The sequence below is a fragment of the uncultured Desulfovibrio sp. genome, assembly GCF_949282365.1.
In the GTDB taxonomy this organism is placed as follows: domain Bacteria; phylum Desulfobacterota; class Desulfovibrionia; order Desulfovibrionales; family Desulfovibrionaceae; genus Desulfovibrio.
Genome location: NZ_CASDOY010000001.1, coordinates 89,506 through 105,677 on the forward strand (window position 1 = coordinate 89,506; position 16,172 = coordinate 105,677).

A 16,172-nucleotide genomic window follows, 5' to 3' on the forward strand; every position below is an offset into this window, starting at 1 on the left:
GAGGATACCTGGATTCAGGACGTGGCAGATCGATGATATCATCGTATTTGTTACTCATGCCTTGTGCCCTCCTATCTGCTGGTTGCGCTCCCTGGTCGTCGCACCTTCTTCCAGATCCATACCCTTCAGCAGGGCATTCTTCCCATAGCGTTCACGGATCTTCAGGATGGCCTCCTGCCTCTGACGCTCTTTCTGGAGCTGCCCTTCTTCCTGCTCTGACAGCGTCTGCTTTGCCGCATAATCGGTGAACAAATCGAGTTGCCTGGGCTTTTTGTCTTTGTCTGTCTGGCTCTCGTGCAAGACATGGGCAGCTACCAGATTGATGCGCCTGACCAGCAACTTTTGATCCACGATGCGATCAAAAAGCCCCAGTACAGCATGTGTCATCCGCCTGCCGGAAGATGTGAATTGGCCCAGATTGACCGTACCATGCGCATGCCGGGGACGCTGCCGCCCATAACTGTCCGTGACCACCTGGCCGGTATAACCACGCGCAGGGGCCAGGCTCTCGACATCATAGCCCACCGTCAGTACCAGCTGATCCGTCACCAGATGTTTACCCACCAAGTCCAGGGCGAGCGAATCCACCATCTCCTTGACCACCAGACGCGCCGTGTCCACCTCATACGGCGAATGCAGCACCTGCCCTGACCCCAGGCTCCTGGAGGATGGCCGGTAGGCCTTGATATCCGCCATCGTACACGGCTCACAGCCCCAGGCATGGTCGATCAGCAGCTCCGCATTCACCCCAAACAGGCGAAAGAGCAGATCCTCGCTGTGGATGGAATAGCGGGCGATATCTCCCATTGTTTTGATGCCGTACTTTTCCAGCTTCTGGACATATCCCCTGCCTACTCTCCAGAAATCCCTCAAGGGAGTGTGGTGCCACAGCTGTCGGCGATACGACATTTCATCCAGATGAGCTATGCGTACACCATCTTCATCCGCTGCCACTTTCTTTGCCATGATGTCCATAGCGACTTTTGCCAGATAGAGGTTGGTGCCGATACCTGCTGTGGCTGTGATACCAGTGCTGCGCAGCACATCCAGGATGACGGTCTTGGTGAGCTCATGTACGGATGTCCGGTAATTTTTCAGATAGGAAGTGGCATCGATGAAGACCTCATCGATGGAATAGACGTGGATATCGTCGGGGGAGAAATACTTCAGGTACACGCTGTAGACCCTGGTGCTATACTCGATATAGAGCGCCATACGAGGTACAGCTGTCAGATAACTTATGGCCAGGGAAGGATCAGCAGCCAGCTTAAGCGCATCCGCGGATTCTCCCGTGAATCTCCTCCGTGGAGCTTTCTGTCTGCGCAAGGCATTGGCTGCATGTACCTTCTGGATGACCTCAAAATAGCGTGCTCTCCCCGGGATGCCATGAGCTTTCAATGAAGGAGAAACTGCCAGGCAGATGGTCTTCTCTGTCCTGCTGGGATCAGCGACTACCAGGTGGGTAGTCAACGGATCAAGACCACGCTCCCTGCATTCCACAGAGGCGTAAAAAGACTTGAGATCGATGGCAATGTAACTGCGTGCTGGCATGGCAAAAGCGGGCAATCTCCTTTTTCAGCCGGGGACTGGAGCATTATGATGACGACTCTTCGCAGGATACAAAGGATGAGATCCCTGCGGCATGTTATAAAATTAGCGTGAATCTTTCAGGAATGGCAAGTAGTTCTCCTCAGGAAATGCTCCGCTCTATCATGATGGCGTACCGTCACTGAAAAATGGCAACAGGATAAACATGGTATGCAAGATACGCCTACGGCGCCATGCAAAACTGCCATCTCTGTCATTCGCAAAAGAATAGGCGTCAGGACAGGAACACGTCTACCCGGCGCCTGTTTTCCGCTTTCATGACAACAGTCGGGATGCACAACGCGGCATGTTGCGCTCTCCGTCTTTCATGAGGAACTACGGTATGTTGCTACAGGCGCTTGCCCAGCTGATAGGCCTGTTCAGGGAAGGACGTGTTTTTGATGGCGCCGGCAGGCCACACGCCAGACGCGACGACCCGCCCCGCATCCTGCCAGCCGAGGTAGTCAAGCAGGACTTCATAATGCGTGAGCATCGGGCTCGCATCTCGCGGAGAAGTGTTGGCGTATGTCATCAGCAGGACGGCTTTCTTGCTCACATGGATCTTGCTGTTGATGGCATAAAAACGGTCGATAACGGCCTTGAGCTGCGATGACATGCCGAAATAATACATGGGCGTCGCAAACACTACCATATCAGCCGGGATGATATGTTCGCGGACGGTCTCGAAATCATCCGCAAAGACGCAGGGGCCGTCCATGCCGCATGAATTGCAGGCGACACAGGCGTGGACATTGCCGGCCGCGGCATCAAAACGGACTACCTCGTGCCCAGCCTCCCGGGCTCCTTTGATGAAAGCCCCGGCAAGCGTACCGGAGTTGCTGTTTTTTCTGGGACTGCCGGTCAATACAAGAATCTTCATCTTTTTCCTTTCTCCTTCGCTACGCGCCTGCGCCGATGTCACGGGCAGCGGCAAGCCGTCTGCAAGGATGCTCCCTGCTACAGCGGCTGTCGCCGCCAGTGATGCGCTGATGAACGTGCGCCGATCCATGATCTTTACTTCCTGAACGGCTCCGCATCAGTGGATCTGCTGCCACCATGCGGCCGTGTGTTTTTCTCCTTCACCAGTATCCTGCGCCATTTCCAGCACAAGGACTTCGCCGATCATGGGGGTGACCAGACGCCATGTCCGACCCCGGCTCGCGGCGGTGATCCTTTTGTACGGTTCATCCCAGGCATGACAGGCAATGGAAAATTTGCCGGAATGCGCCGGAAGGAGCCTCCGGGCACGGAGATCGTCGGCGGCCCTGGCCGTTTCTTCGGGCATCATGTGAATAAGATCCCAGCGCCTGTCGTACTGGCCGCACTCCAGAAGCACAAGATCCAATGGCCCAAAGCGCTCCCCAAGTTCCGCAAAATGAGGACCATAACCGCTGTCGCCGCTGTAAAAAATACGTCGTTGCGGCGTTTCCAGCATAAAACCGACCCACAATGTTTTATCGCGCACGAGCGAGCGGCCGGAAAAATGCCGCGATGATGTGATGTGGACGGTCAGATCCTCCAAAGTTATCCGGTCTCCCCAGTCCCCTTCATGGATGATGCTTCTGGAAAAGCCCCAGCGTTGCAGATGCGCTCCCACGCCAAGCCCACAGCAAATCTGCCTGATTTTGGGGCGCAAAGCCACCAGTGTGGGGTGATCCAGATGATCCCAGTGATCATGCGAGATGAGCAGGAGGTCGATCTCCGGGATATCATCCGTCGTGTATGGGCTGCTTCCCGGAAAGGCACGGGTACTGAAGGGAACAGGGGACGCATAGTCGCTCAGCACGGGGTCGATCAGGATGCGCTGTCCGCCAAGCTGCACGAAAAAGGAGGAATGTCCGAGCCAGATGACCATATCCAGATTCCGGTCCAATGACTCCAGCGGTGTTTTGACTGTCGGCACAGGTCCATCAGGAAATGGATGCTCTTTTTTCATGAAGAAAGACTGCACCAACGTACTCATGAAGCCTCGGCCATCCCTCAACACTTCTGTGGGCAGGTCGTTATGGAACACCCCGCCGGCATAGTGGGGAGAACGCTGGATCCGTGCCAGATGCTCATTTTCGGGCAATGCACCAAAGCGGGCCGATCTCAGGAAAATGAAAATACTGCTGGCCACACAGCCCAGAATCAGCAATACGACGAGCACCTTCCCTCTCCATCCTGTTCGCATTATCGTCGCCTTTGTCAGGAGTTCTGTCAGAAACGGTCTATGGGCACATGATAGCCGCCAGCATGTCCTGCTTCCAGACACGATCGCTTCTTTTTCTTGCCTGATCCGCTCATAACACATCGAACACGGCGACCAAGGCATCTGCCATCCAGGACAAAAAACGTAGACTGGCAGTCTCTGGCAAGCTCCGGTCATTCCACTATCGCCTGGCTTCCCTGCCGTCTGATGCGCGGGCATGTCAAAAGGAGCGCTGCCCAAAGCATCATGGGGGAGACCGCACGCTTGCGCTGCTCCAGCGGTCATTCCACGCCTGCCCTGCTTAGAGTGGCACCTGCATTCAGAGTGCACGGGGGCGCAGGCTACGGGGACGCAGGAGCCAAGTCTGGATGGGCCTTTCCTGTTCCGCCCAGTGGACTTTATAAGCCATGGCTTCCCCGGAGGCCGAGCCCATATCGTAGCGCGTGGCGCCCTCTTCGCACAGCCAGCGGATCTGCTCCACCTGCAGCAGATTGCCGATGGAAAAAGCTCTCCACCCGGCATCATAACTGAATTGCTGGCCCCGATAGATGGCGCCGAACATCCCGCCGAAAATAAAGCCGATATCTTGCTCTTCATGCCGGGCGAACATCAGCCGGGCCGTTCCCCGTACGGCAAGACGCCGCAGCATATCGCCGTAAAACTCACGCGCCGGGGATTCCGCCATGCCGCAATGCCCCAGCCCCTTCCAGCTGCGCTGCTCCACAGCCAGCATCCGGGCGTAAAGAGCATCGGCCTCCGCCCCGTCCACCGGACAACACCGCTCAAAGCTGACGCCCTGCCCTGCGGCCTTGCGGAACGCCTTGCGCATCTTGCTGCGCAGATTGGCGGAACGCCGCCCCAGAAAGCCGTCCAGCCCGCCTTCCAGCGAGGCCGCCCCAACAACGGATTCTCCCGCCAGGTAGATGTCGAACGCAGACTCGAAACGGACCAGCACCTCGCGGGCCGTCCTGCTCTGCGGCAGCATCCCGCCCAGCAGCAAAGCCGGCAGACGGCCGCCGCATCTCCCGGCAAGGATGGGCATGGCATCGGCCAGCAGCTCCACAGCATCCGGCCCCAGCACGGGGCAGCCGAAAAACCAGTGCGCTTCCAGCGGCGTCAAGAGCTGCTGCCCTGAAGGCAACTGCGCTGCTGCCAGCACCAGGACGCTTTGCCCATCATGCCTTGCCAGAACACACCGCCCAGGGGAAAAGGCCGCATGGGCCGACAGCTGCCAGACAGAAGAACAGCAAAAAGGATCCGCCTGATCTTCCAGCGCGACGCTCCGGTCCCAGGCCCGGCAAAAGTCGGGCCTCTCATGGAGCGCATTGCCACTGATGCGTTCCAGCTCCATCCTTTCTCCCTTCCGTTGTTCTCGGTGAGTATTGCGCCGCAGCGCACAGCATACCGTGTTCGATCAGAAACAGGCAGGGGAAAGCCCCGCCCAGACCAGTGGAAAACGGCCGATCCCGACAGGACCGGCCGTTTTCCACCAACAGCAAGGACAAGAAAGGATTCAACGGCGGCAGGCTGCCTCAAAAAGCGAGGTCAGCCGCGCCTCCGTGGCTTCTTCGTCCAGGACTTCCCGAATACGCTTCCAGGCTTCGCCTCCCAGCTGGCGGCGACGTTCGGGACTGCCGGCAAGGTCCAGCAGGGCCTGGGCCAGCGCCGCCACATCATTTTGCGGTACCACGATGCCGCTGCGCCCGTGCTGCACGACCTCCAGCTGACCGGGAAGATCGCTCACCACCACAGACACACCAAAGGCCATGGCTTCCGTCAGGGCTGAGGGCAGGCCGTCCATATCGCCTCCCCGTGTCAGGTGTCCGGGGGCCACAAAGATGTCCGCCCGGCGGTAAAGATCCGTCATGGCCTCATGGGGCAGCTGCCCGGGGAAGGCGACCTTCTTGCGCAGGCCGAGACGCCATGAACGCAGGCGCAGACGCAGACGCCAGGGACCGTTCCCCACCATGGTCAGACGGAAATCCACACCGGCTTTCTGGAGCTCGGCGCAGGCGCTCAGCAACACGTCATAGCCCTTGCGGCTGGTCATGGAGCCTACGGCCAGCATCTGCAGCGGTTCCGGCACATTGGAAGGCGGCATGGAAATGTCTTCATCAGGCGGCGTCAGGGTCAGGGCATCCCGCAGCAGCACGATGCGCCCGGGATCGACGCTCGGCAGGAGCTCGCAGACCGCCTTGCGCGTGGCCGCCGTATCACAGCGCACGAAGGCCGCTTGTTCCGCCTTGACCAGCCAGTCCTTGGCCGGAGAGGCCAAATCCGCCGTCCGTACGGCAAAAGCAAAGGGGATCTGGAGCATGCGGGCAGCCACCCAGGCGGCGGAAGCCGGAGCGTGTGCGCCGGAGGCGTACAGGAATTCGATCTTTTCTTCCAGGCACCAGCGGGCCAGCAAAGCGCCGCAGCCCATGGTCCACAAGTTATGGAAGATCCCCCCCTTCCCCGAAGGGATGGTTTTCCACAATTCCCAGGCCGTGGCGGAGGTCCCGCGCAGGTGGGCGAACAACATGCGCAGCACGGAAGCTATATGCCAGGCGCCGATATGACGCACCGGCAGTGGCAGCGCATAGCCCTGGGAATCGCTGTTCAGAAAGCTGGAACCTTCGATGGCGTAAATGCGCGACAGCAATCCGGCAGCATGCATGCGGTGCGCCTCTTCCATCAGGCAGCGCCCCGAGGCTTCAGGGAATTTTTCCGCCACCAGAGCGCCCCTGAGGATGGGCGTTGGCGCTGCCAGCAGGTTCTGCTGCTGGTCCGGGCTGACCGGCACCGGCTCATGCTTCTTGCAGACCAGGATACCGTCTTCCAGCGTGTAGACGCTGTCGCAGAATTCGGCCATCTTGGGGTCATGGGTCACCATGATCATGGCGACCCCGCCCTTGTGGCAGAGCGTGCGGAAGTTGTCCATGACCACCCGACTGGTACGGGCGTCCAGAGCGCCGGTAGGCTCGTCTGCCAGCAGGATGCGGGGATTGTTCACCATGGCGCGGGCAATGGCCACACGCTGCTGTTCCCCGCCGGAAAGGCGGTTGCTGCGGTAATGCACACGTGCGGACAGGCGAACCAGCTCCAGCGCCCGTATGACGCGCTCCCAGCGTTCCGCAGGAGGAACATTCTCGTAGATGAGCGGGAATTCGACGTTCTCAAAGACCGTGGAATGGTCGAACAGGTTGCTCGACTGCATCACGAAGCCCATATTGCCCCGGCGGAAGGCGGCTGTCTGTTCCCGGTTGAACTCCAGCACATTGGTCCCCAGGATCTCCAGGGTACCGGAGTCCGGCGCGTGCAGCATGCCCAGCACATGCAGCATGGTGGACTTGCCGCAGCCGGACGGCCCCATGATGGCGACGAGTTCCCCCGCCTCCACCTCGATATTGACGCCACGCAGCACGGGCGAAAAGCCCGCGTAGCACTTGTACAGATCTTTGGCAATGATAACCGGCGCCATAGTTCACCTACTCGAAGCGCAAGGCGGAAACGACATCCATGCGGCTGGCCTGAATGGCGGGATACAGGCCGCCGGCCACCCCAATGATGGCAGAGAAGACAATGCTGCCGGCACTGCTGGCCACAAGCAGCGGATAGGAAATGGCCGTCCCCAGCGCCCAGGCGCCCAACTCCACACTGAGGGTGCCGACCAGGATGCCCAGCAGGCCGCCAGCCACGGACTTGCACAGGGCTTCGGCCAGGAACTGGGCCAGGATATCCTTATCCGAACCGCCCATGGCCTTTTTCAGGCCCACTTCGCGGGTACGGGCACGGACCGCGGCGAACGTACCATACCAGATACCAAAACCGCCCAGCATGAGCGAGGCCACGATACCCAGCCAGAGCAGGGCCTCCACCCACATGAAGGTCGTCTTGATACGGTCGAGCTGGTCATCCTGGGTGGCGATGACCAGGTACGGCGCCTCCTGATTCGCCCGGACCACTGCCGGGATCTGCCGGACCACCGGAGCCACGTCTTCCCAGCCGATGGCGCGGACGAAGAGACGGGTGATCCTGCCGGAACCCCAATTCCTGTCTTCCATGACAGTCGTGGGCAAAAAACCGCCCTGGTTCCAATCCCCCAGCATGACGCCGGTCACCACGCCTACGACCTCGATCACATCCTTGCCCAAGAACAGCAGCTTGCCGACAGCCAGGGAAGGATCGCCGTACAGATTCGCGGCCGCCTCGCGCCCCAGCATGCAGACACGCCGGTGTCCTTGCACATCATCGGCCGTCAGCACCCGCCCGGCCACCAATTCCAGGGAATAGGCCTCCGTGAAAAACTGGTCCACGCCGATAAAATGGACCCCCAGCGTGCGTTCTCCACTAGCCCGCAGCTGGAATGAAATACCGTTGCGGATATTCTCGCTGATCATGCCCACACCGGGGATCTTGCGCAGGGCCTCCACGGTGCGGGGGGAAAATTCGCGCTGCGGCTGGCCGGGATACTGGGCATCATCCATATAGACGCGGATGATGTTGACCCCGCCCATGAGCACCATATCCTGGCCTACCTTATAGCGTATCTCCTGGCCCAGAACGGACAGGGCGATAAAGGCCATGATGCCCAGAGCAATGGACAGGATCACGCCAAAACCGCGCTGGCGGACGACCTGTCGCAAGCTCACGCGAAAAAGGTCCGACATTGCTATCATGCTGACACCATACGGACATTACATCCTGATTGTAAGATCGCTGACGCCATCAATCCCTGCTACCGCTTCTGACGGCGCATCCTGATGACACGGCCATTGCGGCCCACCTCATACCAGATGCCCTGCCACAGCACGCCTTCGGCGAGGATGGAACGCAAATAGACGCAGACAAACATGCAGGCGCTGGCCGCAAAGGCGAGCACCCAGCGCCAGACAGGATAGACGGCTTCCTGGAAGCGGGCCCAGCCACGCAGGACAAGCGCCAGGACGGCAGCATAGGCCAGCGCACCCACAAGCCAGCCGAAGGAGAGCTTGCCCAGCAGGGCGCCCAGTACGGCGCACGCGGCCCACAGGAAGGGCAGGAACATCAGACAGGCCAGCACTCCCAGCAGGACCCACTGATAGGGGATACAGAACTTGAGGAAGAGGATCTGCCTGTCCATCCAGTGCCGCCAGACGTCCAGCTCATGCGCCTGGGCCTCGGTCGTGAGCACGGCATCCCCGCTCAGACGGATACGCGCGCCGCGGCGGATCAGACGCTCGGCAAGGGAGCAGTCATCCACCACGTTGGTCTGCCAGAAGTCGCGCACGCCATAACGCCGGAAGGCCGACAAACGAAAGCACATGGCCCCGCCCCACAACTGGGTGAAGGAGGAAATGCCCTGCAGATAGCGCATCAGCTGGACGCACAGGGCATAGGCCATGGTGACGATACCCGCATCACGGGCCACGACCTTGTGATACCCGGTGCTGAAATCCTCGCCGTCCACCACAGGGGCCACCAGACGGCGGATAAAATCATGGGGGGCGATGTGCGTGCTGTCGCAAAAGGCCAGCAGTTCCACATCATCCTCCACAGCGGCCACGCCCTTGAGGCTGTTGTGGTTCTTCTGGCCGCAGCCCTTGGCCGGACCGGCCACCACATGCCGCAACTGCGGATAGCGGCCCTGCAGTTCCCGGGCGATGTCGGCTGCCGGTTCGTCAGCGGTAGCCGTGACGATCACGGGATAAAGGTTGGGATAATCCTGCCGGAGCAGGCTCTCCAGCGCCTCGCGCATACGCGGGTGGGTGCCCCCGGCGGGCACGATCAGGCCTGTACGCGGCCAGTGAGCACGCTGGGGGGCCTGTTTGCGTTCCTCCCTATCAAGTCTGCTGCCCACCCGGTACAGAAACAACAGCAAGGCACACTGCAGCGCAGCCAGGACAAAAAATATGGTCCCCATAGCAACCTCAATTTTTGTGATTTGTTGACGTTTCAGGCAAGGGCGCGCAATCGTCCGTCAAAGGAACATCCTGGGAGCGTCGGGCAACGGTCGTAAAGCGCATGCCGTTGCCCAGACGGATCTTGACCTCGACGCTGTCCCTGGACAGGAAACGCCCGCTGATCTTGTGCCCGGATCCGTGCGTGGCCGAAAAGGCATTGTTCTGCACGGAACCATAAACATGATACACATCTATCTGCCCGTTCGCCGACCGGAGCAGGACCACGCCGCGCAGCTTGCCGCTGGCAGAAAAGCACATGCCCATACGGAAACTGGCGCTGAGGACATCCCCTGTCCAGAGTTCCGTCACCTCGGCGGTACCGCCGGTGTTCTCTCCTCCGGCAGCCGGACACTGTGCCGGAATGAGCCACAGGCAGCACGCCAGACAAAGACAAGACAGCCCACGACACGTCATAGCCGCTCCCGTGCCGCTGCCAGGCGCGAAAAAATGGCTTCATGCGCCGCCACCATGGCAGCAAAAGAAAAACTGCGTTCCACCCGACGCCGTCCGTCCTGGCCAAAGCGGTCCCCACGCGCAGGGTCATCCAGCAGCGCGGCACAGTTGGCGGCAAAGGCGGCGCTGTCCCCCACAGGCGAAAGCAGACCGCTCTCTCCGTGCGCCACCAGCCGGGGGATGCCTCCGGCGTCCGTGGCACAGACAGGGACCCCGGCCGCCATGGCCTCCAGGATCACATTGGGCTGGCCTTCCCGCACAGACGTCAGGGCAAAGATGCGTGCCGCCGCATAGTGGGCGCGAACATCCGGCGAACCGGGGCAAAATTCCACGCCCCCTTCCGGCAGATGTTCCCCCACCCAGGCTTTGAGTTCCTTTTCACGCGGCCCGTCACCCACGAGACGCAAACGCAGATCAGGGTGACGCTGACGCAGCGGGGCAAATGCGCGCAACAGGGTCAGATGATCCTTGTCCTCAGCCAGGCGAGCCACACAGACGATGAGCGGGGAACGCTCCGAAGGAACAGGACGCGCGGGGGCAAAGCGCTCCGTATCCACGCCGTTGGGCACATAGGTCAGGTGCCCGGCAGGCACCCCCAGCCCGGCAAGCACCTCGGCGAGCGCTTCCGAATTGCAGACCATATGGTCCGTCAGACGCCACAGGAACCTTTCGTGCTGCCTGCGGGGCGCACCGCCGCCGCGCACGGTCCCCACCACCGGGATGCCCAGCGTGCGCCCCCAGATGCGGGCCCAGATGTTGGGCAGGGCCGTGCAGGGGACGAGGATGTCAGGCGCCAGCCTCTTGAGAGCACGCGACATGCGCAAAAAAAAGAACGGATGCACCGCACGACTGTGTCCCAGATATGTCACGGGGATGCCGGCGTGCTCCACTTGTCCGTCAAGGTCCGTCCTGCCGGTAAGGACCAGCATGGAAACGCGAAAACGCTCTCTGTCCAGACGACTGGCCAACTCGACCATCTGCCGCTGGGTCCCGCCGAAACAGAGATCTTCCATGACAAAGAGGATATGCATTTTCTCGGACATGGATGCATCCTCATGTATTCCGGGCAAATTTGCAAGCCTGCAGGCGCATTGCCTTGCGGGGGGCTTGGGCGTATTGTCCGCTCATGAAGAACCAGCACTCCCCTGCAGCTGACACTCCCCTGCGGGTCGTCGTCAGCCTTGATGTCGAAGAAGAGGGCCTGTTTTCCGGCCAGTATGCCGCCAGCAACTGCGGTGTGAGCAATGTTTCCCTCCTGCCCCGGCTCGCACCGCTGAGCAGGGATCTGGGCTTTCCGTTGACACTTTTCTGCGCCCATACCGTCTTTGCCGACCGCGATGCCTGCGCTGTGCTGGAGCGTATGCGTGACCAGTATGGCGCAGAGATCGGGGCGCATCTCCATCACTGGAGCACGCCACCAGCCTCGCCGCTGGATCCGCCCCATGCCGGACAGCCCACCCGCACGGACAAGCTGCCCCGTGAGCTGCTGCGCCGGCGCCTGGCCACCCTGCTGGATGCCGGCCGGAATTTCCAGGGGGCGCCCCTGACCAGCTTCCGCATGGGTCGCTGGGATCTCAAATCCTGCGTGCGCCCGCTGCTTGCCGAAGCCGGTATCCGCGTCGACAGCTCCGTCTGCCCCTTGCGCCACTTCACGGGAGGCCCGGACCATTTCCTGGCACCTGCCGATCCGTACTGGGTGGAAGGCTGGCAGGGAACTCCCCTGCTGGAAGCCCCCATCACCCAGATCCCGTTGCACCCTGCCCTGCCCCGCCTCTGGTACCGGGCCTGCCCCGCAGCCTCGCGGGACAAATTCCATTTCTGGGGCGTCCTCAGCCCCAACCCCTTCTGGCATGCGCCCCGGATCATGCGCTGGGCCGCACGCCTGCACCGGCAACGGGGCGGCCAGGTCCTGAGTCTGTTCTGGCATTCTTCCGAGATGCTGCCCGGCGGCTCGCCCCATGTGCCTGACCAGCAGGCTGCCGATGCCGTACTGAAACGCATCCAGACCTTCCTTGCCTGGCTCAGGGACAGCTTCCCCGTCCAGGGCTGCACGGCCAGCCAGCTTTACGACCTGCCCGCAGGCACCTTCACTGCACGGCCTGACGGCCCTGGTGACTGGTAGCCCGCCTCCGCAACGGGCCTGACGTGTCCCGGCCCGTTTTCCGTTGACGCCGTCGCCCGTTGCCTTAGTCCTTCTTCTACGTCGCATAAGGAAAACCATGGCCGCCCCGCTCTCCCTTCCTGATCCCCGCTCCGCCCGCCACGGTCTGGCCTTGATCCTGCTGACGGTCTTTGCCTGGTCCGTCATCGGCCTGATCTCCAAAAACTGCCTTGCCGCAGGCGTCAGCCCGCTGGAAACAGCCTTCTGGCGCGCCGCCATCGGCGCGGCCTGTTTCATCAGCCATGCTGGGCTGAAAGGGCAGCTCCGCATCCCGCTACGCCATGGCCTTTTGTTCACGGTGTTTGGATTCTGGGCGGTAGGGGTGTTCTATGCGGCCACATTGTATGCCATCAAGCTCAGCGGCGCGGCCATGGCCGTGGTCCTGCTCTACACGGCGCCGGTCTGGGTAGCCATGTTCTCCCGCTTCCTGTTCAGGGAAGCCATCACGCCCCGCCAGTGCGGGATCATCGCTCTGGCACTGCTCGGGACAGGCATGGTCTGCTTTTCGGGCGGCAGCCTGCCCGGACAGACATCCTGGACAGGCATCGCCTGCGGCCTGCTGATCAGCTTCTGCTACGCCTCCCACTACCCGTTCTGCCGCTGGTGGCAGGATCGCTATCCACCGGCCACCCTGTATGCCTTCATGCAGCTGGGGGGGGCTGCCGTCATCTTCTGCCTGACTCCCGTCCACTTGCACCACAGCCTTGCCACCTGGGGCTGGCTGCTCACCCTCGGGGCTTTCACAGGCTACTTTGCCTTCTTCTGCTATGCCCAGGCCCTCAAGCGGCTGGGGCTGGTACGCACCGCTGTCCTCTGCTATCTCGAACCCATCCTCAGCACCATCTGGGTCTGGCTGTTCTGGGATGAATTCTTCAGTCCGCTGGGCTGGACCGGCAGCGCCCTTGTCCTGGCCGCCGTTTTCTGGCTGAACATGGACAAAAGCCGGAACGCCTGAGGCCGCATACGGCAGCCCGTCATCGACTGATGCAGGGCTGATGCCGGCCCCGCGCTTGCTTGACAGCCGGCTGTGCACGGGCGGCTGTCAACGTCAATTCCTGCAACATCACACCCAGCCTCTGTCCGCCCCACCCTGTGCGGACATGAACGACTCGCATCGGAAGGTCCTTGCTTCAGCTGTAGCGTGCTGCCTCCGGGCAAAAGTGTTTTGTTCCACGCCGCTCGGACGCTCAACAGGCTGCAGGACATGGCAGAACCAGATTCTCTGACAGGCCAGCCATCACCTTGACGCCGGAGGCCCGGCCTCCGCGCGGCTACCGCCCTGGAGATGCCCGGACAGCGGCGGGCCTTTCCCCACCTGCGGCCCGCATGCATTCCCCCATGTACTGCCGCGCCACGGCGGCCAAAGGCGGCCTGCGCTGTCTGGCATTTTCCTGTCCATCCTGCTCCGTTCCTGCTTGGTAGTTCCCGAAGGCCGCCGTATGTCCTGCCGCCGCCTGTACCATCATGGCAGGGACCAGGATCGGCAGGCATGGCCTGCGGAACGATGCCCTACATCTCCCGGCAGCAGTGTTCATCCGTGCATCGGGCACGGGCATCTGCCGTTCCCCTCCTTAACGGATCTGCCGGCGGTAGCGGAGATACACGTTTTTCCGCATGGCCGCAGCGAAAGCCACCCGTCTGGCAGCACGTTTTTCGACCCAAAAAAAGGCCGGGGATTCCGGCCTTTTTTTCACTGCAAGGGATGGAGCGCCTTATTCGGCTGCCTTGGGAGCAGGTCCCGAGGCCAGAATCTTCTGGCTGACATAGATCACGACCAGCAGACCAAAACCGATGGCGTCCGTGATCAGGCCGGGGGTGATGAGGGTGATGGCGCCCGCCAGCAGGATCAGGCGTTCCCACCAGTACAAATCGCGCAGCCAGTAACCCACACTAGCAAAGGAGAGGCTGGCGATGCCCAGCGCCGCCGTGGAGGCATAGAACAGCACTTCCCAGCCGGTGGCACCGATCATCAACAGACCGGGATTGTAACAGAAAATGTACGGGATCAAAAAGCCTGCCAAGGCCAGCTTGACCGCCATGAAGCCCGTCGCGTTCGGTTCTGATCGCGCGATACCTGCCGCCGCGTAGGCCGCCAGGGCCACGGGCGGCGTCAGGTCGGCCAGGATGCCGAAGTAAAGGATGAAAAGATGCGCCGCCATGGCGGGCACGCCGAAGTGCATGATGGCCGGAGCCGCGATGGTGGCCAGCACGATGTACTTGGCCGTGGTGGGCAGCCCCATGCCCAGCACGATGGAGGCCATCATGGTCAGCAGCAGGGTCAGAGCGAAACTGTCGGCAGAGATGGTCAGGATGGCATTGGCCAGCTTGAGGCCGAGACCGGTCAACGTCACCACGCCGATGACGAAGCCGGTGCAGGCACAGGCCGCGGCCACGCCCAGAGCCAGGCGGCCGCCGTTTTCCATGGCCTGCAGCACGCCCTTGAGCGACAGAGCGTTCGTCTGCACCAGGGCGGAGACCACGTTTTCATTGCTGTAGCGGGCGCCGTGCCAGGTCTTCCAGTTCTCCGCCACCAGGGAAATGACCACGGTGGTCACGATGCAGTAGTAGGCGGCCTTGAGCGGGGTATAGCCCTGCATGAGCATGTAGATCAGGACAAAGATGGGGATCAGCAGATAACCGCCCTGCCGCAGCACGACCCAGGTGCGGGGCAGACGTTCCTTGGGGATGCCCCGCAGGCCCAGACGCTTGGCTTCCATATGCACCATGAAGCCCACGGCCAGGTAGTACAGCAGGGCGGGGATCAGGGCCGCCTTGGCGATCTCCACATAGCCCACCCCCAGGAACTGGGCCATGATGAAGGCCGCAGCCCCCATGATGGGCGGCATGATCTGGCCACCGGTGGAGGAGGCGGCTTCCACAGCACCGGCAAAGGAACCGCGATAGCCCACGCTCTTCATCAGCGGGATGGTGAAGGTACCCGTGGACACGGTATTGGCCACGGAAGAGCCGGAGATGGTCCCGAAAAAGCCGCTGGCCAACACGGCCACCTTGGCGGGGCCACCCACATAGCGGCCGGCAGCCGCCAGGGCCAAGTCGATGAAGAACTTGCCCAGACCGGTGCTGTGCAGGAAAGCACCGAACAAGATGAACAGGAAGACGAAGGAAGCGGACACGCCCAGCGGCATGCCGAACAGGCCTTCCGTGGTCAGATACATATGGGAAACGATGCGTTGCACCGAGAAACCGGGATGGCCCAGCATGCCGGGGATCAGATTGCCGAACTTGGCATACAGCAAAAAGACCACCGCCACCAGGGTGATGGGGATGCCCACGATACGGCGGGTGGCTTCCAGCACCAGCAGGATGGAGGCGCAGCCCATGATGAAGTCCAGCTCGGTGGCCGGACCGGCATCCAGCACGATGATATCGTATTGCCAGACGATGTAACCGCAGACGACAGCCCCGGCAACGGCCAGAATGGCATCATACCAGGCCAGTTTGTGCATGTTGCCCGTGGCGCGGGCGGGATACAGCAGGTAGATCAGCGTCAGCACAAAACCCAGATGCACGGCGCGCTGGATCTGGGGAGCGAAGGGCGTGGTGGCTGCCGTGTACAGGTGGAATGCGGAAAAGGCGATACACAGGATCTTGATGAAGGTATCGAGCCACCCTTTGAAAGAGCGATAGACAGATTCCTTGTCGTACTTGGCCACGATCTCGGAGACGTCCACGGTCTCCTGGATCTTCTCCACAGCGTCGGCGTCAAGCTTGTGTCCTTCTTCCAGGGCAAATCCCCCTGCCCCTTGCTCGTCAATCACATGCATTCTTTTTTCGTGGCTCATCCTCTCATATCCTGTAGGTATGCTCGGCGCGAAGCGGTCGCGCCATGTCAATG

Annotated in this window: 12 protein-coding genes; 2 read left to right on the forward strand and 10 right to left on the reverse strand. The window is 61.3% G+C overall.

Annotated features, from left to right (window positions below):
• Positions 1-54: 54 nt before the first annotated feature.
• The 9 genes from Q1X76_RS00425 to Q1X76_RS00465 all read right to left on the reverse strand — a co-directional run bounded on the left by Q1X76_RS00425 (position 55) and on the right by Q1X76_RS00465 (position 11,198).
• On the reverse strand, positions 55-1,566 hold the full coding sequence (locus tag Q1X76_RS00425; RefSeq protein ID WP_300717403.1) for a nucleotidyltransferase: 1,512 nt from the start codon (positions 1,564-1,566) through the stop codon (positions 55-57).
• A 370-nt stretch (positions 1,567-1,936) separates the two neighbouring features.
• Entirely contained in the window at positions 1,937-2,596 is a 660-nt protein-coding gene (locus tag Q1X76_RS00430) for a flavodoxin family protein (protein ID WP_300717404.1), read from the reverse strand.
• Between the two features lie 27 nt (positions 2,597-2,623).
• Entirely contained in the window at positions 2,624-3,736 is a 1,113-nt protein-coding gene (locus Q1X76_RS00435; RefSeq protein WP_300717405.1) for an MBL fold metallo-hydrolase, read from the reverse strand.
• A 361-nt stretch (positions 3,737-4,097) separates the two neighbouring features.
• A complete protein-coding gene (locus tag Q1X76_RS00440) occupies positions 4,098-4,919 on the reverse strand; it encodes a GNAT family N-acetyltransferase (RefSeq protein WP_300717406.1) in 822 nt (273 codons plus the stop codon).
• A gap of 372 nt (positions 4,920-5,291) precedes the next feature.
• Positions 5,292-7,241 carry a glycosyltransferase gene (locus Q1X76_RS00445; protein WP_300717407.1) on the reverse strand — a complete coding sequence of 650 codons (1,950 nt, stop codon included), beginning with the start codon at positions 7,239-7,241 and terminating at the stop codon, positions 5,292-5,294.
• A 7-nt stretch (positions 7,242-7,248) separates the two neighbouring features.
• Positions 7,249-8,439, reverse strand: coding sequence for an ABC transporter permease (locus tag Q1X76_RS00450; protein ID WP_300717408.1), 1,191 nt, complete (start codon positions 8,437-8,439; stop codon positions 7,249-7,251).
• 59 nt (positions 8,440-8,498) lie between these two features.
• Complete coding sequence (locus Q1X76_RS00455) at positions 8,499-9,620, reverse strand: glycosyltransferase family 2 protein (protein ID WP_300717409.1); 1,122 nt, start codon at positions 9,618-9,620, stop codon at positions 8,499-8,501.
• A gap of 49 nt (positions 9,621-9,669) precedes the next feature.
• Positions 9,670-10,011: a hypothetical protein gene (locus Q1X76_RS00460; RefSeq protein WP_300717410.1), complete on the reverse strand. Its 342-nt coding sequence runs from the start codon at positions 10,009-10,011 to the stop codon at positions 9,670-9,672.
• A 101-nt stretch (positions 10,012-10,112) separates the two neighbouring features.
• A complete protein-coding gene (locus Q1X76_RS00465) occupies positions 10,113-11,198 on the reverse strand; it encodes a glycosyltransferase (RefSeq protein ID WP_300717411.1) in 1,086 nt (361 codons plus the stop codon).
• A gap of 83 nt (positions 11,199-11,281) precedes the next feature.
• Here Q1X76_RS00465 and Q1X76_RS00470 point away from each other — a divergent pair, with 83 nt between their 5' ends.
• Together Q1X76_RS00470 and Q1X76_RS00475 are read left to right on the forward strand one after the other, a co-directional pair.
• On the forward strand, positions 11,282-12,277 hold the full coding sequence (locus Q1X76_RS00470; RefSeq protein ID WP_300717412.1) for a hypothetical protein: 996 nt from the start codon (positions 11,282-11,284) through the stop codon (positions 12,275-12,277).
• Positions 12,278-12,374: 97 nt separating this feature from the next.
• Positions 12,375-13,271, forward strand: a complete 897-nt coding sequence (locus Q1X76_RS00475; RefSeq protein ID WP_300717413.1) for a DMT family transporter — start codon at positions 12,375-12,377, stop codon at positions 13,269-13,271.
• 757 nt (positions 13,272-14,028) lie between these two features.
• On the opposite strand, the gene Q1X76_RS00480 is transcribed toward Q1X76_RS00475, so the two are convergent.
• Complete coding sequence (locus Q1X76_RS00480; protein WP_300717414.1) at positions 14,029-16,119, reverse strand: TRAP transporter permease; 2,091 nt, start codon at positions 16,117-16,119, stop codon at positions 14,029-14,031.
• Positions 16,120-16,172 lie beyond the last annotated feature (53 nt).